Consider the following 20112-nt stretch of genomic DNA (forward strand, 5'->3'; position numbering starts at 1 on the left):
AAGTTATCCGATTATTTTCACCACACTGATATGGACGCTGTTATGACCTCACTCGATCGCCTGCTGGGCATCATGAAAACCCTGCGCGATCCGCAAAAAGGCTGTCCGTGGGATCGCGAACAAACCTTTGCCAGCATCGCACCCTACACGCTTGAGGAAACCTACGAAGTGCTGGACGCCATCAGCCGCGAAGATTTTGACGATCTTCAGGGCGAGCTGGGTGATTTGCTGTTTCAGGTAGTGTTCTATGCGCAAATGGCACAGGAAGAAGGGCGGTTTGATTTTAACGCCGTTTGCCAGACTATTTGCGACAAGCTGGAGCGTCGCCATCCCCACATTTTTGGCGATGCGCAGGTCAGCAACAGTCAGGAAGTGCTGGCAAACTGGGAGCAGATCAAAATTCAGGAGCGCGCGGAAAAAGCACAGCATTCGGCGCTGGACGATATTCCTCGTGCGCTGCCCGCGCTGATGCGCGCGCATAAAATCCAGAAGCGTTGCAGCAACGTCGGCTTTGACTGGCACACGCTGGGGCCGGTGCTGGACAAGGTCTACGAAGAAATCGACGAAGTGATGCATGAAGCGCAGCAGGCGGTGATCGACCAGCAAAAGCTGGAAGAGGAAATTGGCGATCTGCTGTTTGCCACCGTCAACCTGTCGCGTCATCTGGGCAGCAAGGCGGAAACGGCGCTACAAAAAGCCAATGACAAGTTTGAACGCCGCTTCCGTCAGGTTGAAGAGATTATCGCGTCGCAGGGCTTACAGATGCCGGATGCCACGCTGGAACAGATGGAAGCGGCCTGGCAGCAGGTTAAGGCCGGCGAGTAGCTTACCGCCAGGATAACGGCTAACGTCACCCGCCGCTATCTTGAACCCGCCGCTTAGCGGATTTTTAACGCCAGCTCCGTACCGCGCTTAATCGGTAGCGTGACGGAGATAAAGCCGTTTTGCGGGTCGCGGATGTAGTCCAGAAAGTCCGGCTCGGCGTTATCGTTCAGCACATAACCCCCAACCCGTAACTGCGGCGCAATCAGTTCAATAACCTGCCGCGCCAGCGTCGGGCCTTCTGCCAGCGGCCAGCCGTCAATCAGGGCGAAGTCTATCGGCCCGCCTGCGTCTTTTAACGTTTCACGGGCGTCGCCAACCCGGATATCAACAAATCCCGCCAGCCCCGCCTCGGTAAGATTCTTTTGCGCAACCGCCGCTTTGGACGCGAGCAGCTCAGAACCAATAACCTGGCCGCCGCCGTTGTCGCGCATCGCCGCAGCAAAATAGAGCGCGGACATGCCGACAGAAGTGGCAAAATCCACTACGCGGGTCGCTTTCATTCCCCGGCACAGTAGATAGATCAGATCGCCCTGCTCGGGATGAATAGAGAAACCGTAATCGGCAAAGTCTTCCGCATTAAAACCGGCCTCTTTGTTCATCGAGCCTGCGGGCGGCCTGGCGCGCGTGGCCTGAAGGCGATCGATAACAGCGCGAATACGCGGATCGGTAATCGGACTTTGAGCCACGGCTGGTGCGTTAAGATGTTCAGGCATGCTGTTCTCCCTGAAAATTAATGAAAAGGGTAAATCTGCTATGCTGTTAAGCATAACTCAATAAAGGTACTTTCAAGTACCAGTATTGTAAACGAGAACGATTTGTCAATTTTCTTTGGGGGCAGAATGGACAGCGCAGAAGAAAAATCCGTAGCGAAGCGGGGCAGGCCAGTGAGCATTACGCCAGAAGCGCGTCAGCAACGTATCCTGCAGGCCGCCTGTGAAATTTTTATCGAAGTCGGTTTTATTCCGGCGACCACGGCGGCCATCGCTGCCCGGGCCAAAGTATCAAAACGCGCTATCTATGAGGTTTTCCGCGATAAAACCGAGCTTTTTGCGGCAGTCGTGCATGCGCATCGCCATCTGATCCTCGATCTCCCCAGGCCGCAGGAGGAAGCTTTGCCGGTTATGGCGACGCTTTATCGCATTTTCCGGCTGGATAACGGCGAAGAAGAGGCGCGCCAGCGGGAAATTATTCTTAATTTAATTATTCGGGAATCGGTACTGATGCCCGCGTTATCGGACTACCTTTACGAAAATGAAGTGCTGAAATCACGCGAAAAGCTGGCGGAATGGCTGGCGAAAGAGCACGAGGCTGGCCGCGTTTTTATTGAGGATTCAATATCTTATGCAGGGATGCTGATGGACATCGTGTTTGGCGCATTGCTACCACGCCGCAGGCCACACGGTGCTGCGGAACGGGCACAAAATACGCAGGAGATTAAAAAGCGTCTGCATATTGCGATGTATTCGGCACTGATAAAGCCTCCTCTTCAGGAATAACTGGCTGACTCGATTCAACAAAAGTGTGATCCGAGTCAATTTTCACGCTCGCGGAATCGGGTACTCTCGGGGCGGTCAACACGATGGCTGGCAGATATCCAGAAACGATTAATTGTGGCTTGCAGGGGATTCCCGTATACTGTTTTCCCGTCCTGGTTATTCCATCGTCTTTAAACCTACTTTCTCAGGTTCAGCATGACAACGAACTATATTTTTGTGACCGGCGGGGTCGTATCCTCTCTGGGTAAAGGCATTGCCGCAGCCTCCCTGGCCGCCATTCTCGAAGCACGTGGTCTTAACGTGACCATCATGAAGCTGGACCCATATATCAACGTGGATCCGGGTACCATGAGCCCAACGCAGCACGGCGAAGTGTTCGTCACCGATGACGGCGCGGAAACCGATCTGGATTTGGGTCACTATGAGCGCTTCATCCGTACCAAAATGAGCCGCCGTAACAACTTCACCACTGGCCGTATCTACTCAGAAGTGCTGCGCAAAGAGCGTCGCGGCGACTATCTGGGCGCGACCATTCAGGTGATCCCACACATCACCAACGCTATCAAAGAGCGCATCATCGAAGGTGGCGAAGGCCATGATGTGGTGCTGGTGGAAATTGGCGGTACCGTCGGCGATATCGAATCGCTGCCGTTCCTCGAAGCCATTCGCCAGATGGCGGTTGACGTTGGCCGTGAGCACACCATGTATATGCACCTGACGCTGGTGCCTTATATGGCGGCGGCGGGTGAGGTGAAAACCAAGCCAACGCAGCACTCCGTTAAAGAACTGCTCTCCATCGGTATCCAGCCGGACGTGCTGATCTGCCGTTCCGACCGCGCGGTTCCTGCCAATGAGCGGGCGAAAATCGCGCTGTTCTGTAACGTGCCGGAAAAAGCGGTTATCTCGCTGAAAGATGTCGATTCAATCTACAAAATTCCCGGCATGCTGAAATCGCAGGGCCTGGATGACTATATCTGCAAGCGCTTCAACCTGAACGCGCCGGAAGCGAACCTGGCCGAATGGGAACAGGTAATTTACGAAGAAGCTAATCCGGGCGGCGAAGTGACCATTGGTATGGTCGGCAAATATGTCGAGCTGCCGGATGCGTATAAATCCGTGATTGAAGCGCTGAAGCACGGCGGCCTGAAAAACCGCGTAACGGTTAACATCAAGCTGATCGATTCGCAGGATGTTGAAAGCCGCGGCGTCGAAATTCTGAAAGATCTGGATGCTATCCTGATCCCGGGTGGCTTTGGCTATCGCGGCGTGGAAGGCAAGCTGATGACCGCTCGCTACGCCCGTGAAAACAACATTCCTTACCTTGGCATCTGCCTGGGTATGCAGGTTGCGCTGATGGAGTTCGCGCGCAACGTGGCCGGCATGACGGACGCGAATTCAACGGAATTTGTGCCAGACTGTAAATACCCGGTTGTTGCGCTGATCACCGAATGGCGCGACGAAGAAGGCAATGTTGAAGTGCGTACAGAGAAAAGCGATCTGGGCGGCACCATGCGCCTGGGTAGCCAGCAGTGTCAGCTGACGCCGGATAGCCTGGTACGCCAGCTGTACGGCTCTGATACTATCGTGGAGCGCCATCGTCACCGCTACGAAGTCAACAACATGCTGTTAAAGCAGATCGAAGCGGCGGGATTACGCGTTGCCGGTCGTTCTGGCGACGATCAGCTGGTTGAAATCGTTGAGATCCCGAACCATCCGTGGTTTGTGGCCTGTCAGTTCCATCCGGAATTCACCTCAACGCCGCGTGACGGCCATCCACTGTTTGCCGGCTTCGTTAAAGCGGCCAGCGAGCATCAGAAGCGTTTGGCGAAATAAGTAGTTTTCATGGCAGCGCGCGAATTTATACTTGCCAGACTCTGAGCTGAAGCAAGGCGGCCATCAAGTGAATCCCCGGGAGCTTACCTTAGTACGTGACCGGGGTGAGGAAGGCAGCCAACACGGCTACAGCTCGAAAGATAAGAAGTATTTTCGCGCGTTGTTTGTCTGAGTTTTAAGTTAACTTGTACTGAGGAAAAACTAATGTCCAAAATCGTTAAAGTCATCGGTCGCGAAATCATCGACTCTCGTGGCAACCCGACCGTTGAAGCAGAAGTGCATCTGGAAGGCGGTTTTGTCGGTATGGCAGCAGCCCCATCAGGCGCTTCTACCGGTTCCCGTGAAGCACTGGAACTGCGTGACGGTGACAAATCTCGTTTCCTGGGTAAAGGCGTAACCAAAGCGGTTGCGGCTGTTAACGGCCCAATTGCGGACGCGGTAACCGGCAAAGATGCCAAAGACCAGGCAAACATCGACAAGATCATGATCGATCTTGACGGCACCGAAAACAAATCCAAATTTGGCGCTAACGCCATTCTGGCCGTTTCTCTGGCTGCGGCTAAAGCTGCCGCTGCCGCTAAAGGCATGCCGCTGTACGAGCACATCGCCGAACTGAACGGTACCCCAGGCAAATTCTCTATGCCGCTGCCAATGATGAACATCATCAACGGTGGTGAGCACGCCGACAACAACGTCGACATCCAGGAATTCATGATCCAGCCTGTTGGCGCAAAAACGCTGAAAGAAGCGGTTCGTATGGGTTCTGAAGTTTTCCACAACCTGGCGAAAGTGCTGAAGTCTAAAGGCATGAGCACCGCTGTAGGCGACGAAGGCGGCTACGCGCCAAACCTGGGTTCTAACGCCGAAGCGCTGGCAGTTATCGCGGAAGCGGTAAAAGCGGCGGGCTACGAGCTGGGCAAAGACATCACGCTGGCGATGGACTGCGCGGCATCTGAATTCTACAAAGACGGCAAATATGTGCTGGCTGGCGAAGGCAACAAAGCCTTCACTTCCGAAGAGTTTACCCACTTCCTGGAAGATCTGACCAAACAGTACCCGATCGTCTCCATCGAAGATGGTCTGGACGAGTCCGACTGGAACGGTTTTGCTTACCAGACCAAAGTGCTGGGCGACAAAATCCAGCTGGTGGGCGACGACCTGTTCGTGACCAACACCAAAATCCTGAAAGAAGGTATCGATAAAGGCATCGCTAACTCCATTCTGATCAAGTTCAACCAGATCGGTTCTCTGACCGAAACCCTGGCTGCAATCAAAATGGCGAAAGACGCTGGCTATACGGCGGTTATCTCTCACCGTTCAGGCGAAACCGAAGACGCGACCATCGCCGACCTGGCGGTAGGTACGGCGGCAGGCCAGATCAAAACAGGTTCTATGAGCCGTTCTGACCGCGTTGCCAAGTACAACCAGCTGATCCGTATCGAAGAGTCACTGGGCAGCCGCGCGCCGTTCAATGGCCTGAAAGAAGTTAAAGGTCAGTAATAAAAAGAGCTTCCCGCAAGGGAAGCTCGCAGACCGCTGACCAGCGGGGGCTTTCTGAGCCTGCACGCTGGCCACGGTTTAAAACCCCCGTAATGGGGGTTTTTTACTTTTAGCGCATTACCATCCTATACAAGGTGAAGGCGACAGAAAGTCATGCTTGCCTGCGTAACTCCACCATGTATTACTCTGGGTACCTGAAGGAAACGGCTGCTTCCAAGCTCCGTTTTGATTAGCTTTAAAATAGCGGATTTCATCAGGTGTTTTGCGATTCCAGCCGTGGCTGACCTGCCAGACCTTGTACTGATTAAACGCTTCATAACCTGCATTTGTATACAGACTGGTGCCGTTACCATCCAGGAAGCGTTTAGTGGCGCGGTTAAGAAGCATTAATTCACCACGCTCTGTTTTAATTGGCCACCATTGCTGATAAGCATTACCTGGCGTAGCGTAATTGGTGTAAACCTTACCGGCTGCATTGCTGTCCAGAACTTTCCCGGTACCCAGCTGCTTTAACGTATACCAGGAATTAAATTCCGGCCAGCTATCCCCATAAGCTTTTTCAAACTTCCATATTTGATAAGGGTTACCTTCATTCCATGCCCGCATATAGGATGTTCCTGACTTACTGACATCGACATTATTACCGCTTCTTAAAATTTGCCGCAGGTTCCACTGGTGGGTGGCAGGAAGAAAAGTTGTTGAATAAATGTCACCCGCTTTTCCGCTTTGCCCGGAAAGTTTACAAATCGGATTTGGCGTGACTTTTACTTCCTGATATTTTGCCAGGGCAACAGGCTTTCCTGTTTTTCCGCTCATTTCGGTTACTGTTAAAGTGCCGTCTGCATGATATGTCGCGGCGTGAAATTTCCCGTCAAACGTCGCGCCTGTACGGTAGACGGTAGTGTCCCCATAAAAACTGTCGTTGTAATGCCTGTTTCTTAAAAGTTGATGGTTGTGCCCGGCAAAAACAGCCAGCGGTTTATAGGTGTTCATAATGGCGTTAAACTGGCGTCGGGCATAACTGCTTGCAGAGCTGGTAAAATCATCCCTGTATTCATGCAGATTTAAAATGATATTGTCGACGCCGCGAAGGCGCGCGAGCCTGAGATCTTCCGCGAGCCAGGTCAGAGATGGAATAATGTCATACTTTACCTGAGACCAGGTATTACGCAATTTCACCTGATAATTAGGATGGTTGTGCAGCTGCACAAAGTGCACCCCTTTATAATCCCAGGAATAGGATAAGCTGCCTCTGTTGTCATTCCAGTCTACTGAAAAGTTATCCAGCTTATTTTTATATAAATTGATATAGCTAAGCATGGTGTCTACCGAACGAATAGCGCAGCCGTCGATAGTCATATAGGTCGCATCCCAACAATCATGTGCATTATTCTGGTAGTCATGATTGCCCAGGCCGAAATAGTAAGGGAATTTTAGCTGGTTAAACATCTTTAGTGAGGCTTTCCAGGAGTTAGCCCTGCCAAACTCGGTCATATCGCCATTGATAATGCCAAAAGAGGCATTCATGGTATTAATAGCCTTGATAAGGTTGGTATGTATCGCTCTCCATTCTGTACCATTTGCGCTTTCGCTATTAGGGTCGCCGCCGTGCATCAGACGAAAGGATTGCGGATCGGCCATAACGATAAAATTAAAGTCTCCTTTCGAGGGCTGGGGCTGGGTTGCGCCTGGTATAAAGATCGAAGAATTATCAATCAGAGAAGCGGAAATACTATTGCTGGTCGTTATCTGTGCGTGGGCAAACTGTAGCGAGGCGGATAGCAACAGTACAGAGCTGCATAGTAATTTTTTATTTTTTAATTTCATAGGGCTTTTTCCTGGTTAAAAATTTAAAATCTTTAAAGCACTGTAGGGCCGTGGTTGTTATAAAGTCATTGCTATGGGTAGAGCCAGATTTGTAGTTATATATAGCTGTCTGGCGTTCTGAATAACCGTTTATATTTTCCCATAATAATTATTTATTAAAAATTATATCGCCTTAACTGACGCTTTTATGGAAATTACCGATTTTATTATTGGCTTATTGACTCTTAATCTGGCTGTTAAGAGGGAAGCAGGCGGCTGGCACAAGCAGCAAGGAAGAGAAGAATTGTCACCGACCGCACAATGCGAGTTGGTTAAAAAGCCGCTATCTGTCATACTTTGCGCCCCTATTTTCACAGTCAGTTGAGAGCGTGATGCAGTACCCGATTAATGAAATGTTCCAGACGTTGCAGGGCGAAGGGTTTTACACCGGCGTTCCGGCAATTTTTATCCGCCTGCAGGGATGCCCGGTGGGCTGCAGCTGGTGTGATACCAAACACACCTGGGATAAGCTGGCCGATCGGGAAACTTCGCTGGGCGATATCCTGCTGAAGACGGTAGAAACCGATGCCTGGGGCGCGGCGGATGCCGATGCGCTGCTGAACGTGATTAAAAATCATAGCTGGACGGCGCGACACGTGGTGATCACCGGCGGCGAGCCTTGCATCCACGACCTTACGCCGCTGACGCAGGCGCTGGAAGAAAACGGCTTTAGCTGCCAGATTGAAACCAGCGGCACTCATCAGGTTAAGTGCAGTGAGAAAACCTGGGTGACGGTTTCACCAAAGGTAAATATGCGCGGCGGCTATGACGTGCTGAATCAGGCGCTGGTACGCGCAGATGAGGTGAAGCATCCGGTGGCCCGACTGCGTGATGTAGAAGCGCTGGACGCGCTGCTGGCGACGCTGAACGACAGCAAGCCGCGTATCATTGCGTTGCAGCCCATCAGCCAGAAAGAAGATGCGACAAAGCTGTGCATTGAAACCTGTATCGCCCGCAACTGGCGTTTATCCATGCAGACGCATAAATATTTAAATATCGCCTGATAAAAAAGGCGGCCCTGCGGCCGCCTCTTCATTAATCCCTGTCATTTTATCCTGAAGGTTAATTAACGGCGTAAACCGTCCGCTTAACCTTTATAAACGCAGCCCGCCGTGCAGGTCTCTTTAATCATTACGGCACTGAGCAGAGGCAGCTGCGGCTTCATCCGATCCCAAATCCATTTTGCCAGCACTTCACTGGTAGGATTCTCCAGGCCTTCGATATCGTTCAGGTAATAGTGATCCAGACGATCGTAGAGCGGCCTGAAGGCGGCCTTCAGCTCGGCGAAATCCATGATCCAGCCGGTATGCGCATCTACTTCGCCGGTAATTTCGAGCCGCACCAGGAAAGAGTGCCCGTGCAGACGGCCGCATTTGTGGCCTTCCGGCACGTTAGGCAAGTGGTGAGCCGCCTCGAATTGGAAATCTTTAAACAGGGTGGTAGCCATGTGACAATCTCAGTAATTTCTCAAAAAAACGGGCGAAGTCTACCCGAAAACGCCTTTTTTCGCACCCGTTTCGCCGGTAATAAAGACAATCTCGATCGTAGAGAAAAGGTTACGTACGTAACTGGCTGATAAATAGTGATTTCGCTAACCTGTTTCGCCGCTATAGCTTACTTGTAAAACCGTTTAGTCATTTTGGTTATTTTATATTACCAACCCTTATTTAAGGGTTATTATGCCAGTCGTTACCCTAGCGTAATCTTGCTGTCTTTACGGCCCTGACCACCGATACTGGAACTTTCAACGCAATGACGACTCAGGCACCTCCAGCTTCTCTGCTTCCGCTTAATCCGGAACAGCTCTCCCGCCTTCAGGCGGCAACCGGCGATTTCTCTACCACACAGCTAGCCTGGCTCTCTGGCTATTTCTGGGGCATGGTTAACCAGGCACCGAACACGACCGTTGCCAGCGCACCTGCACCGGTGGATGTGCCAACCATCACGCTGCTTTCCGCTTCGCAAACCGGTAACGCGCGTCGCGTGGCTGAACAGCTGCGTGACGATTTGCTGGCGGCGAAGCTGAACGTAAACCTGGTCAACGCGGGCGATTATAAATTTAAGCAGATCGCGCAGGAAAAGCTGCTGGTGGTGATTACCTCTACCCAGGGCGAAGGCGAACCGCCGGAAGAAGCCGTGGCGCTGCACAAGTTCCTGATGTCGAAAAAAGCGCCGAAGATGGACAATACCGCTTTTGCGGTCTTCGGTCTTGGCGACACCTCGTACGAATTTTTCAGCCAGGCCGGAAAAGATTTTGACGGCAAGCTGGGCGAGCTGGGCGGCGAGCGTTTGCTGGATCGCGTGGACGCCGACGTGGAATACGCGGCAGAAGCCGAGCAGTGGCGTAAAAAAATTGTCGACGTGCTGAAAGCGCGGGTACCGACCGAAACGCCTGCTGCGGCTGCGGCAAATGCGACCGGCACGGTCAACGAAGTTTTCAGCAGTCCTTACACTAAAGAAGAGCCGCTGACCGCCAGCCTGGCCGTTAACCAGAAAATCACCGGACGTAACTCGGATAAAGACGTGCGCCACATCGAAATCGATCTGGGGGATTCCGGCCTGCGCTATCAGCCAGGCGACGCGCTTGGCATCTGGTATGAAAACGATCCGGCGCTGGTGCAGGAACTGGTCGCTCTTCTGTGGCTGAAAGGCGATGAAAGCGTGCAGGTTAACGGTAGCGAACTGCCGCTGGCCGAGGCGCTGCAAAAACATTTTGAGCTGACGGTCAACACCACGCAGATTGTTGAACAGTACGGCAAGCTCAGCCGCGACGAAAAGCTGCTGGAGCTGGTCAGCGACAAGAGCCGCCTGCAACAGTACGCGCAGTCAACGCCGATTGTAGACATGGTACGCCGGGCACCGACCGAGCTGCGTGCTGAACAGCTGATCGAGCTGCTGCGCCCGCTAACGCCGCGCCTCTATTCTATTGCGTCATCCCAGGCGGAGAGCGAAAGCGAAGTGCATATCACCGTGGGCGCGGTGCGTTACGAAATTGATGGTCGTGCCCGTGCGGGCGGCGCTTCCAGCTTCCTGGCCGATCGCCTGGAAGAAGACGGCGAAATCCGCGTATTTATCGAACATAACGATAATTTCCGTCTGCCAGCTAACCCGGAAACGCCGGTCATTATGATTGGGCCAGGCACCGGCATTGCGCCGTTCCGCGCCTTTATGCAGCAGCGCGACAACGACGGTGCAGAAGGTAAAAACTGGCTTTTCTTTGGTAATCCGCACTTCACGGAAGACTTCCTTTATCAGGTGGAATGGCAGCGTTATGTGAAAGACGGCCTGCTGACCAATATCGACCTGGCGTGGTCTCGCGATCAGCAGCAGAAAGTTTATGTTCAGGACAAGATCCGCGCGAAGGGCGCAGAAGTCTGGCGCTGGATTGAAGAAGGTGCGCATATCTACGTGTGCGGCGATGCTAACCGTATGGCAAAAGATGTTGAACAGGCTTTACTGGAAGTAGTAGCGGAACACGGCGGCATGGATACAGAGACCGCCGACGAATTCTTAAGCGAGCTGCGCATTGAGCGCCGTTATCAGCGCGACGTTTACTAACCGGCGTCCGGCCAGACAGCTCAGCCTTGCAGGTGGAAACTGAACCGCCTGCAGCATTAACAAATTTTAAAGAGACAGCCTTATGAGCAATGAAAAGCATCCCGGCCCGCTGGTGGTAGAAGGTAAACTGACCGACGCTGAACGCCTGAAGAAAGAGAGTAACTATCTGCGTGGCACCATTAGCGAAGATCTGCAAAATGGCCTGACCGGCGGTTTTACCGGCGACAACTTTTTGCTGATCCGCTTTCACGGCATGTACCAGCAGGACGATCGCGATATCCGTGCCGAACGTGCCGAGCAGAAGCTGGAGCCGCGTCACGCTATGATGTTGCGCTGCCGTCTGCCAGGCGGCATCATCACGCCAACGCAGTGGCTGGCCATCGATAAGTTTGCCGAAAATAATACTATTTACGGCAGTATCCGTCTGACCAACCGCCAGACTTTCCAGTTCCACGGTATTCTGAAAGGCAACGTTAAGCCTGCACACCAGATGCTGAGCGAAGTTGGTCTGGACGCGCTGGCAACGGCTAACGACGTGAACCGCAACGTGCTGTGCACCTCTAACCCGATAGAGTCTGAACTGCACCAGGAAGCGTACGAGTGGGCGAAAAAGCTGTCCGAACATCTGCTGCCGCAAACGCGTGCTTACGCAGAGATCTGGCTGGATCAGGAAAAGGTCGCTACCACCGATAAAGAGCCGATCCTGGGCGAAACCTATCTGCCGCGTAAGTTTAAAACGACCGTGGTGGTGCCGCCGCATAACGATGTCGATCTGCACGCTAACGATCTGAACTTTATCGCTATTGCAGAAAACGGCAGGCTGGTCGGCTTTAACCTGCTGGTGGGCGGCGGCCTTTCTATCGATCACGGCAACAAAGCAACCTACGCGCGTACCGCCAGCGAGTTTGGCTATCTGCCGGTCGAAAAAATTCTCGACGTGGCGGAAGCGGTAGTAACCACGCAGCGCGACTGGGGTAATCGTACCGATCGTAAAAATGCCAAAACCAAATACACGCTGGAGCGCGTGGGCGTGGAAACTTTCAAAGAGGAAGTGGAGCGTCGCGCTGGCCTGACCTTTGAGCCGATCCGTCCTTATGAATTTACCACTCGTGGCGATCGCTTTGGCTGGGTGAAAGGCATTGATAATAACTGGCACCTGACGCTGTTTATCGAAAACGGTCGCCTGCTGGATTATCCTGGCCGTCCGCTGAAAACCGGGCTGGCGGAGATTGCCAAAGTGCATAAGGGCGACTTCCGCCTGACCGCTAACCAGAACCTGATTGTGGCGGGCGTGCCGGAAACGGACAAACCGGCAATTGAAGCGCTGGCTCGTGAACACGGTCTGATGGAAAGCGTTACCGCACAGCGTGAGAACTCAATGGCGTGCGTGGCGTTTCCTACCTGTCCGCTGGCGATGGCCGAGGCGGAACGTTTCCTGCCGTCATTTGTTACCCGTGTGGAAGAGTTGATGACCGCGCACGGCGTTGGCGATGAGCACATCGTGCTGCGCGTGACGGGCTGTCCTAACGGCTGTGGCCGCGCGCTGCTGGCCGAGGTCGGGCTGGTAGGCAAGGCCCCAGGCCGCTATAACCTGCATCTTGGCGGTAACCGTATCGGCACGCGCATTCCGCGTATGTATCGTGAGAACATTACCGAAGATGAAATTTTAACTACCCTTGATCATTTGTTGGATCGCTGGTCAAAAGAACGCGAAGCGGAAGAAGGCTTTGGCGATTTCACTATCCGTGCTGGCATAGTGGCACCGGTTCTCGATCCGGCTCGTGATTTCTGGGCATAAGCGGAGGCGTGCAATGGCTGTACTCGATCTCTCGGCACTGAACGAATTACCTAAAGTTGAGCGCGTAATGGCGCTGGCGGAAATCAATACCCGGCTGGAAAAATTGTCGGCGCAGGATCGCGTGGTTTGGGCGCTGGAAAACCTGCCGGGTGAAGCTGTGCTCTCCTCCAGCTTTGGTATTCAGGCGGCGGTAAGCCTGCATCTGGTTTCTCAGGTGAAGCCGGGTATTCCGGTTATTCTGACCGATACCGGCTATCTGTTTCCGGAGACCTATCGGTTTATTGATGAACTGACCGACAAGCTGGGGCTGAATCTGCAGGTTTTCCGGGCAGAGCAGAGCGCGGCGTGGCAGGAAGCGCGCTACGGTAAGCTGTGGGAGCAGGGCGTGGAAGGCATTGAGCGCTATAACGACATTAACAAAGTCGAGCCGATGAACCGGGCGCTGAAAACGCTGAACGCGCAGACGTGGTTCGCCGGTCTGCGTCGCGATCAGTCCAGCAGCCGCGCTAATCTGCCGGTGCTGGCTATCCAGCGCGGCGTATTTAAGGTGCTGCCGATTATCGACTGGGACAACCGCCAGGTTTATCAGTATTTGCAGGAGCATGGCCTGGGTTACCATCCGCTGTGGGAGCAGGGTTATCTGTCGGTAGGGGATACGCATACCACGAAGAAGTGGGAGCCGGGCATGGCGGAAGAGGAAACGCGCTTCTTCGGTCTGAAGCGCGAGTGCGGGCTGCACGAGTAGCGGTAAGCGTTGCGGAAGGTCGCTGTGAGAGCAGTGCAAATCATTAGCGATTGAGCCGTTGCGGAAAGTCGCTGTGAGATCGGGGCAAATCATTAGCAATTGAGCCGCTGTGGAAGGACGCTGTGAGATTGGTGGCAGGCGGCATAAGCGGCTGAGTTGCTGTGTAATGTCGCTGCGGGATCGGGGTCAGGCTGCAAGGGCAGGTCGGAACGCGGACACGCCGTGAATACATCCCTGTAGGCTCGGTTGGCGCGTCCATGCGCCAAACGGTCCGCTTATCCGACCAGCCCTCGCTGCTGGTTAGGCGATTGAGTCGCTGTGAAAGGCGCTGCGAGAGCGGTGCAAATCATTAGCGATTGAGCCGCTGTAAAAGGTCGCTGTGAGATCGGGCTCAGGCTGCAAGGGCAGGTCGGAACGCGGACTCGCCGTGAATCCTTCCTAAAGGCTCGCCTGGCGCGTCCATGCGCCAGACGGTTCGCTTATCCGACCAGCCCTTGCTGCTGGTTAGCAATTATGTCGCTGTAAAAGCTGCCACAGGCTCGTAGCAGTGCATCAGCAATGAAATTGCTGCATTGAGTTCCCACAACCTTACCGGACCTGTACCAGGCCTCCATAGGTTTCTATATAGCGCGGTGCTTTCAGGTCATCGACCTGAAAGTTCACCAGCTCGAACAGCAGGCAGAGCAGTTCCCGTTGCGTTTCCCCACTGACGGAGCCGCTCATTAATACCTGCGTTAAAGCCTGGCAATAGTCGGTAAGGGTTTCAGGCTCTGTAATAAAAGGCGTATTACGGAGTGTAGTAACGTCACCTGTTGTTAATTGCATAATACGGTTATCGGGAACCGGCTCCTGATAAATTGACCGTAATTTCTCAAAGCTGGCGGTAAGCTTTTTAAAAAGCGCAAGGCGTTCCATGTCATTATCCGTCTCCATTAAGGCGGAAACGAGTCGCTCGTTATATTCCGCCAGGTCAATAAAGTCCATTCCCGCAGGAAGTGATGAAAAATTTGTAAACTCGGGGCGAGTCTGGGTAAACTGTTTCACAGCCATAGTGTTAGTCCTCATAACATTGTGGTCAGAGGCTCGTCAGTGCTTCAACACTGCCGAGTCTCGCTATTTAATGCCGCCGTTTTTATCCGACGCCTGCCTACTCTATTCTTTTTCTCTTTGTGGTCAATGCGAAGTTTCCCTTTTTCCTTTAAATAAATAAGTGGTTTTTAAATATGGAATGCTGCTCAATAAATAATGAGCAACTGTGAAATGAGAAGTTAATTATTTGCGAGGAGGCTCGCAGTGAAATAATTAATTTCTTTTAAAGGATGATGAAATCAATAATATAAAGGGACTTTTTCAGCTCAGTGTAAAATTCTACCGATCACGGGTTATCACTTCCCTGTGTTCTTATTTACCGGCCCAGGCCGGGAATGGAGGGGTTATGAGCGTTTCCGGTGGCCTGTGTAACCTGTAGAGAGCAAAAGTTTTTCAAGGCCTCTAAGGTGTACGATTACTTTAGAGCTAAAGGACGGTTATAAGTGCAGTCGATGCTTATTTTCCAGCCAGATAGGGTAAAGTTTAACCTTGTGCTCGGTTTAATGGTACTATGGAAAATGTTGATAGCGACACTCGGTATGTTGCTGAAAAGGAAGTCATTTCATTAGAGGAACGCGTTATGACAATTCAACCTGATAGTCCCCTGACCTTCAAAAATGCCCTGAAAATATCAGGCAGCGTGCTGCTGAGCACCGGGGCGATGATGTGGGCCGCATATACTCAGGTACAGGATCAGTTTACCCAGGTGCAGGACCAGTTTGCACAGGTACAGAGCCAGTTTACCCAGGTGCGTGATGAGATATCGTCACTGCGCTCGACCAGCCGTGACGATTTTAACCGTATAGCAGCCAAGCTGGACAGCATGAGTATTACGCTTACGGCCGTTCAGGTTGAGCAGGCGGTACAAAAAGCGATTAACGACAGTAAGCAAAGCCAGTAAGCCTGTGCGCTGTTGCAGAATTGGGAAGATCAGAATTAGCCAGGAGAAAACGGCCTGCCACGGAAAATATTGATGGCGACACGCGATATAACGTTGAAAAGGAAACCCCTTCATTATATCGCTGAAAAGGACATCATTTGATTAGAGGATCGCGTTATGACAATTCAACCTGATAGTCCCCTGACCTTCAAAAATGCCCTGAAAATATCAGGCAGCGTGTTGCTTACCAGTGGAGCGATGATGTGGGCCGCATATACTCAGGTACAGGATCAGTTTACCCAGGTACAGGACCAGTTTGCACAGGTACAGAACCAGTTTGCACAGGTGCAAAACCAGTTTGCACAGGCACAGAACCAGTTTACCCGGGTACGTGATGAGATATCGTCACTGCGCTCGACCAGCCGTGACGATTTTAACCGTATAGCAGCCAAGCTGGACAGCATGAGTATTACGCTTACGGCAGTTCAGGTTGAGCAGGCGGTACAGAAGGCGATTAATGACAGTAAGCAAAGCCAGTAAGTCTGTGACGAGTGCGCTGTTGCAGGGCTGAGAAGGGGGCCAGACAGGAAAAAAGGGCTTTGTAGTTTCTTCCCAACTGGCCTGAATTTCACATACCAACCAGTGCAGAAAAGTCCGCTGAGCCGCGCGTTACGTTAACCTTTGTAACTTCATAATCGGCTACTTTCTGGAAAGCATCCTCTGCCAGAATTTCCTCCAGGCGCGCCTGAGGGATATCTTTTATCAGGATGACGCCACCGGTCCGCGGATCTTTACGGCCTGCGGCAATAAAAGTGCCATCGGCAAAGTAGTCGTCCAGCCACGCGATATGCGCAGCCAGCGCGGCTTCTACTTCTTCCATCGGACGGTTGTAGGTCAGACTCACAATATACACGGGCGCTCCTTACGGCTCGGGTTGAGGGTTGGCTAATTCGCGAATCAAAGGCCGCAGGATTTTTACGCTGTCGTGCGTACGATGCGTAATGCGACCCGGCAGCCAGCGATCCAGATAAGCAAGGTTATCGCAGTCGGCACGTCGCTGGCAGCTACCTTCCGGGAAATGGGCGTTAGTGGTACGTAAGCGCTGGCCGTTTTTCCCCAGTTTGCGGCCCGGACGCTCAACAGCGGAATACCGGCCTTATCGAAGACGTCTACCGCAGGCTCTTTTTTCACTATCTTGCCCAGCGTGGCGGCAGTAATATTTGCGGCCCGGGCAATCGCCAGCGCGCGATCGCGGGTCTGACGCGCCACCGGTTCCGGCGTATTGGCGCCGCTGTTAAAAAAGAGTTTATCGCCGGTCAGCAGGCCATTGAGCTTAATGACCAGCAAGGTGTGCTTTTTCTCTTCCGGCGTCATGCGCGCCAGATAATCTTCTTCGCCGTGCAGCGATTCGCCGCTCAGCGCCACAAAACGCAGCCCGTAATGCAGCGGCACCGACTTCAGCTGTTCTGCCAGCTCCAGCATGACCGCCAGGCCTGAAGCGTCATCGTCTGCGCCCTGTAAGGTCAGGCCGCCAAGGTTTTTTTGTCGATCGCTGTCGCTTTGCGGCAGATAAGTGTCGGCCTGCGCCAGAATCACTATTTGTTGCGGGACGTCGCCAGCCCGGGCGGCAATAACCGACGTAGCCGTAACGTTGTGCTCGCTAACGTGGCCATCCTGTGATTTATACTGATAGCGTGTAGTAAAATCTCGTTTATTGCTCGCATAGCCCCACTGCTGGAACTGCTGCTGTAAATAGTCGGCGTTGAGCATCTCGGCAGGGCTTCCGGCCATGCGGCCTGGAAAATAGGTCGCAATGTGGCGCAACTGCTGCTCGGCGAACTGACCATCTTTGGTCGCCGCATGAAGAGGAAAAAATGCACCGCAGGCAAGCAACGCGCTCAGCATGCCCAGGCGGAGTCGGGAAAACATGTTATGTCCTTAGTCGTCATCCTGTGACGAAACGGCGAAAATATTTTGCGGCTTAAGTATGAAAGTGTGACCCGCAACGCACAATTACAATCTCTCTTAAAGCCGCTAAAATCCATCTGTTAAGCACATTTTGTGCGAAGCTTTGCCGTCACGTTATTCCATTCGGGAACTACTCATTCCAATTAGTAATTTCATAAGGCTCCTTCGCCGCCCTATAGTCGCGTTAACTTTTTGTTATTTAGCAAGGCTGACGTGGATTATCTTCCCCTTTTTGCAGACATCCGAAATAAACCGGTGCTGGTGGTCGGCGGCGGCGATGTTGCCGCGCGTAAAATTGAACTGCTGCGTCGTGCAGGCGCGCGCGTGCAGATTGCTGCCCGTGAGCTGTGCGAAGAGCTGCTGTCGCTGAAGCAGAGCGGCGAAGTAGAGTGGATCGCCAGCGAGTATCACAGCACGCAGCTCGACCTGGTTTATCTGGTGATTGCCGCCACCGACGACAGCGAGCTCAACAGCCGCGTTTTTGACGATGCCAGCGAGCGCAGGCTGTTGGCTAACGTGGTTGACGATCAGCCTAAATGCTCCTTTATTTTTCCCTCGATTGTCGACCGTTCGCCCTTAGTGGTCGCTATCTCATCCAGCGGCACCGCGCCCGTACTGGCCCGTCTGCTGCGTGAAAAGATAGAAGCTTTGCTGCCGCAAAATCTGGGCCAGATGGCCGCTATTGCCGGTAGCTGGCGTGACAGAGTTAAACAGCGGCTGGGCAAAATGTCGCAGCGCAGACGCTTTTGGGAAACGGCCTTCAGCGGTCTGTTTGCCAGCCAGGTCGCCTCCGGCAATCTGGAAGGAGCGGAACGTACGCTTGCCAGCCAGCTGGACAATCCGGAAGCAGGTCAGGGTGAGATCATCCTGGTAGGCGCAGGCCCCGGCGATGCCGGGCTTCTGACCCTGCGCGGCCTTCAGGTGATGCAGCAGGCGGACGTGGTGCTTTACGATCATCTGGTCAGCGATGAAATTCTCGATCTGGTGCGTCGCGACGCCGATCGCATTTGCGTGGGTAAACGCGCCAGCGCGCACAGCGTGCCGCAGGAAGAAACCAACCGCATGCTGGTTGAGCTGGCCAAAAAGGGCAAGCGCGTGGTGCGCCTGAAGGGCGGCGATCCCTTTATTTTCGGCCGTGGCGGCGAAGAGCTACAGGCCGCCGTGGAAGCGGGCATTCCTTTCCAGGTCGTGCCGGGGGTGACCGCAGCAGCAGGCGCAACGGCCTACGCCGGTATTCCGCTGACGCACCGCGACCATGCACAGAGCGTGCTGTTTATTACCGGACACTGCCGCGCCGATGGCGAAGAGATGGACTGGCCTTCGCTGGCCCGTGCGCGCCAGACGCTGGCTATCTACATGGGCACGGTAAAAGCCGCTGAAATCTCAGCGCAGCTTATCGCCCACGGCCGCGATGCGCAGACGCCTGTAGCGGTGATTGGCCGCGGCACGCGTCAGGACCAGCAGGTACTGATCGGCACGCTACAGGAATTAGAAGGACTCGCACAACGTGCGCCAACGCCAGCCCTGTTAGTGATTGGGGAAGTGGTTAATCTGCATCAGCAGCTGGCGTGGTTTCAACATTCAGCACAGCGGGACGGACGTGATTCCGCCGTTGTGAATTTGGCTTGAGGAAAAGTTATGGATCAAAAACGACTCACCCACCTGCGTCAACTGGAAGCGGAAAGTATCCATATCATCCGTGAAGTGGCGGCAGAATTTAGCAACCCGGTGATGATGTACTCTATCGGGAAAGATTCTTCGGTAATGCTGCATCTGGCGCGTAAAGCCTTCTATCCGGGCACACTACCTTTCCCGCTGCTGCATGTGGACACCGGCTGGAAGTTTCGCGAAATGTACGAGTTCCGCGACCGTACGGTGAAAGCGATTGGTGCCGAACTGCTGGTGCATAAAAACCCGGAAGGCGTGGCAATGGGCATTAACCCCTTTGTGCACGGTAGCGCCAAGCATACCGACATTATGAAAACCGAAGGGTTAAAGCAGGCGCTGAACAAGTACGGCTTTGATGCCGCGTTCGGCGGTGCTCGCCGTGATGAAGAAAAGTCCCGTGCGAAAGAGCGTATTTACTCTTTCCGCGACCGCTTTCACCGCTGGGATCCAAAAAACCAGCGCCCTGAGCTGTGGCACAACTACAACGGCCAGATCAATAAAGGCGAAAGCATTCGTGTGTTCCCGCTGTCCAACTGGACCGAGCTGGATATCTGGCAGTACATCTTTTTAGAAAATATCGAAATCGTTCCGCTGTACCTGGCCGCACCTCGTCCGGTTCTTGAGCGCGACGGCATGCTGATGATGATCGACGATGACCGTATCGATTTGCAGCCAGGCGAAACCATCGAGCAGCGCATGGTGCGTTTCCGTACGTTAGGCTGCTGGCCGCTGACCGGTGCGGTGGAATCCGAAGCGCAAACGCTGCCGGAAATCATCGAAGAGATGCTGGTATCGACCACCAGCGAACGTCAGGGGCGCGTCATTGACCGCGATCAGTCCGGCTCGATGGAGCTGAAGAAACGCCAGGGTTATTTCTAAGGAGCCG

General features: G+C 53.3%; 18 protein-coding genes and 1 pseudogene. 13 read left to right on the top strand and 6 right to left on the bottom strand.

What is annotated here, in order from left to right; translation table 11 throughout:
- The first annotated feature begins 42 nt into the window (after positions 1 to 42).
- On the top strand, positions 43 to 825 hold the full coding sequence (gene mazG / locus ACMGGR_RS03555; protein ID WP_246761763.1) for a nucleoside triphosphate pyrophosphohydrolase: 783 nt from the start codon (positions 43 to 45) through the stop codon (positions 823 to 825).
- A gap of 53 nt (positions 826 to 878) precedes the next feature.
- Here the strand turns inward: mazG and ACMGGR_RS03560 are convergent, their stop codons facing one another.
- On the bottom strand, positions 879 to 1538 hold the full coding sequence (locus ACMGGR_RS03560) for an O-methyltransferase (RefSeq protein ID WP_414148180.1): 660 nt from the start codon (positions 1536 to 1538) through the stop codon (positions 879 to 881).
- Positions 1539 to 1664: 126 nt separating this feature from the next.
- Between ACMGGR_RS03560 and ACMGGR_RS03565 the strand changes: the two genes are divergently transcribed.
- From ACMGGR_RS03565 to eno, 3 genes are all read left to right on the top strand, one after another.
- The gene (locus ACMGGR_RS03565) at positions 1665 to 2321 is read left to right on the top strand and encodes a TetR/AcrR family transcriptional regulator (protein WP_414148181.1); all 657 of its coding nucleotides are present in this window, start codon (positions 1665 to 1667) and stop codon (positions 2319 to 2321) included.
- A gap of 195 nt (positions 2322 to 2516) precedes the next feature.
- Positions 2517 to 4154 carry a glutamine hydrolyzing CTP synthase gene (gene pyrG, locus ACMGGR_RS03570; RefSeq protein WP_246761769.1) on the top strand — a complete coding sequence of 546 codons (1638 nt, stop codon included), beginning with the start codon at positions 2517 to 2519 and terminating at the stop codon, positions 4152 to 4154.
- Between the two features lie 204 nt (positions 4155 to 4358).
- Positions 4359 to 5654, top strand: a complete 1296-nt coding sequence (eno, locus tag ACMGGR_RS03575) for a phosphopyruvate hydratase (protein ID WP_414148182.1) — start codon at positions 4359 to 4361, stop codon at positions 5652 to 5654.
- Positions 5655 to 5771: 117 nt separating this feature from the next.
- Here eno and ACMGGR_RS03580 read toward each other — a convergent pair whose 3' ends face one another.
- Positions 5772 to 7481 carry a metallophosphoesterase gene (locus ACMGGR_RS03580; protein ID WP_414148183.1) on the bottom strand — a complete coding sequence of 570 codons (1710 nt, stop codon included), beginning with the start codon at positions 7479 to 7481 and terminating at the stop codon, positions 5772 to 5774.
- Between the two features lie 187 nt (positions 7482 to 7668).
- Here ACMGGR_RS03580 and ACMGGR_RS03585 point away from each other — a divergent pair, with 187 nt between their 5' ends.
- Both ACMGGR_RS03585 and queE read left to right on the top strand, forming a co-directional pair.
- A complete protein-coding gene (locus ACMGGR_RS03585) occupies positions 7669 to 7845 on the top strand; it encodes a hypothetical protein (protein ID WP_246761773.1) in 177 nt (58 codons plus the stop codon).
- 7 nt (positions 7846 to 7852) lie between these two features.
- Positions 7853 to 8524, top strand: coding sequence for a 7-carboxy-7-deazaguanine synthase QueE (gene queE / locus ACMGGR_RS03590; protein WP_246761775.1), 672 nt, complete (start codon positions 7853 to 7855; stop codon positions 8522 to 8524).
- An 83-nt stretch (positions 8525 to 8607) separates the two neighbouring features.
- Here the strand turns inward: queE and queD are convergent, their stop codons facing one another.
- Positions 8608 to 8967 carry a 6-carboxytetrahydropterin synthase QueD gene (gene queD, locus ACMGGR_RS03595; protein WP_246761777.1) on the bottom strand — a complete coding sequence of 120 codons (360 nt, stop codon included), beginning with the start codon at positions 8965 to 8967 and terminating at the stop codon, positions 8608 to 8610.
- A gap of 305 nt (positions 8968 to 9272) precedes the next feature.
- Between queD and cysJ the strand changes: the two genes are divergently transcribed.
- The 3 genes from cysJ (at position 9273) to cysH (ending at position 13621) form a co-directional block, all read left to right on the top strand.
- On the top strand, positions 9273 to 11078 hold the full coding sequence (cysJ, locus tag ACMGGR_RS03600) for an NADPH-dependent assimilatory sulfite reductase flavoprotein subunit (protein WP_414148184.1): 1806 nt from the start codon (positions 9273 to 9275) through the stop codon (positions 11076 to 11078).
- Between the two features lie 82 nt (positions 11079 to 11160).
- Positions 11161 to 12876, top strand: coding sequence for an assimilatory sulfite reductase (NADPH) hemoprotein subunit (gene cysI, locus ACMGGR_RS03605; protein WP_246761781.1), 1716 nt, complete (start codon positions 11161 to 11163; stop codon positions 12874 to 12876).
- 13 nt (positions 12877 to 12889) lie between these two features.
- Positions 12890 to 13621 (top strand): phosphoadenosine phosphosulfate reductase, encoded by a 732-nt coding sequence (gene cysH / locus ACMGGR_RS03610; RefSeq protein WP_414148185.1) that lies wholly within the window; start codon positions 12890 to 12892, stop codon positions 13619 to 13621.
- 588 nt (positions 13622 to 14209) lie between these two features.
- Here cysH and ACMGGR_RS03615 read toward each other — a convergent pair.
- Complete coding sequence (locus ACMGGR_RS03615; protein ID WP_414148186.1) at positions 14210 to 14671, bottom strand: hypothetical protein; 462 nt, start codon at positions 14669 to 14671, stop codon at positions 14210 to 14212.
- Between the two features lie 619 nt (positions 14672 to 15290).
- On the opposite strand from ACMGGR_RS03615, the gene ACMGGR_RS03620 reads away from it, so the two are divergent.
- A complete protein-coding gene (locus tag ACMGGR_RS03620; protein ID WP_414148187.1) occupies positions 15291 to 15611 on the top strand; it encodes a hypothetical protein in 321 nt (106 codons plus the stop codon).
- Between the two features lie 156 nt (positions 15612 to 15767).
- On the top strand, positions 15768 to 16130 hold the full coding sequence (locus ACMGGR_RS03625; protein ID WP_414148188.1) for a hypothetical protein: 363 nt from the start codon (positions 15768 to 15770) through the stop codon (positions 16128 to 16130).
- 88 nt (positions 16131 to 16218) lie between these two features.
- Here the strand turns inward: ACMGGR_RS03625 and ACMGGR_RS03630 are convergent, their stop codons facing one another.
- Both ACMGGR_RS03630 and ACMGGR_RS03635 read right to left on the bottom strand, forming a co-directional pair.
- On the bottom strand, positions 16219 to 16503 hold the full coding sequence (locus ACMGGR_RS03630; RefSeq protein WP_246761793.1) for a YciI family protein: 285 nt from the start codon (positions 16501 to 16503) through the stop codon (positions 16219 to 16221).
- Between the two features lie 9 nt (positions 16504 to 16512).
- Positions 16513 to 17519: pseudogene (locus ACMGGR_RS03635) on the bottom strand (aminopeptidase).
- Positions 17520 to 17771: 252 nt separating this feature from the next.
- Here ACMGGR_RS03635 and cysG point away from each other — a divergent pair.
- Both cysG and cysD read left to right on the top strand, forming a co-directional pair.
- A complete protein-coding gene (gene cysG / locus ACMGGR_RS03640; RefSeq protein WP_414148189.1) occupies positions 17772 to 19187 on the top strand; it encodes a siroheme synthase CysG in 1416 nt (471 codons plus the stop codon).
- Positions 19188 to 19196: 9 nt separating this feature from the next.
- Entirely contained in the window at positions 19197 to 20105 is a 909-nt protein-coding gene (cysD, locus tag ACMGGR_RS03645; RefSeq protein WP_246761798.1) for a sulfate adenylyltransferase subunit CysD, read from the top strand.
- Positions 20106 to 20112 lie beyond the last annotated feature (7 nt).

The organism is Erwinia sp. BNK-24-b (assembly GCF_047456155.1).
Lineage (GTDB): Bacteria > Pseudomonadota > Gammaproteobacteria > Enterobacterales > Enterobacteriaceae > Erwinia > Erwinia phyllosphaerae.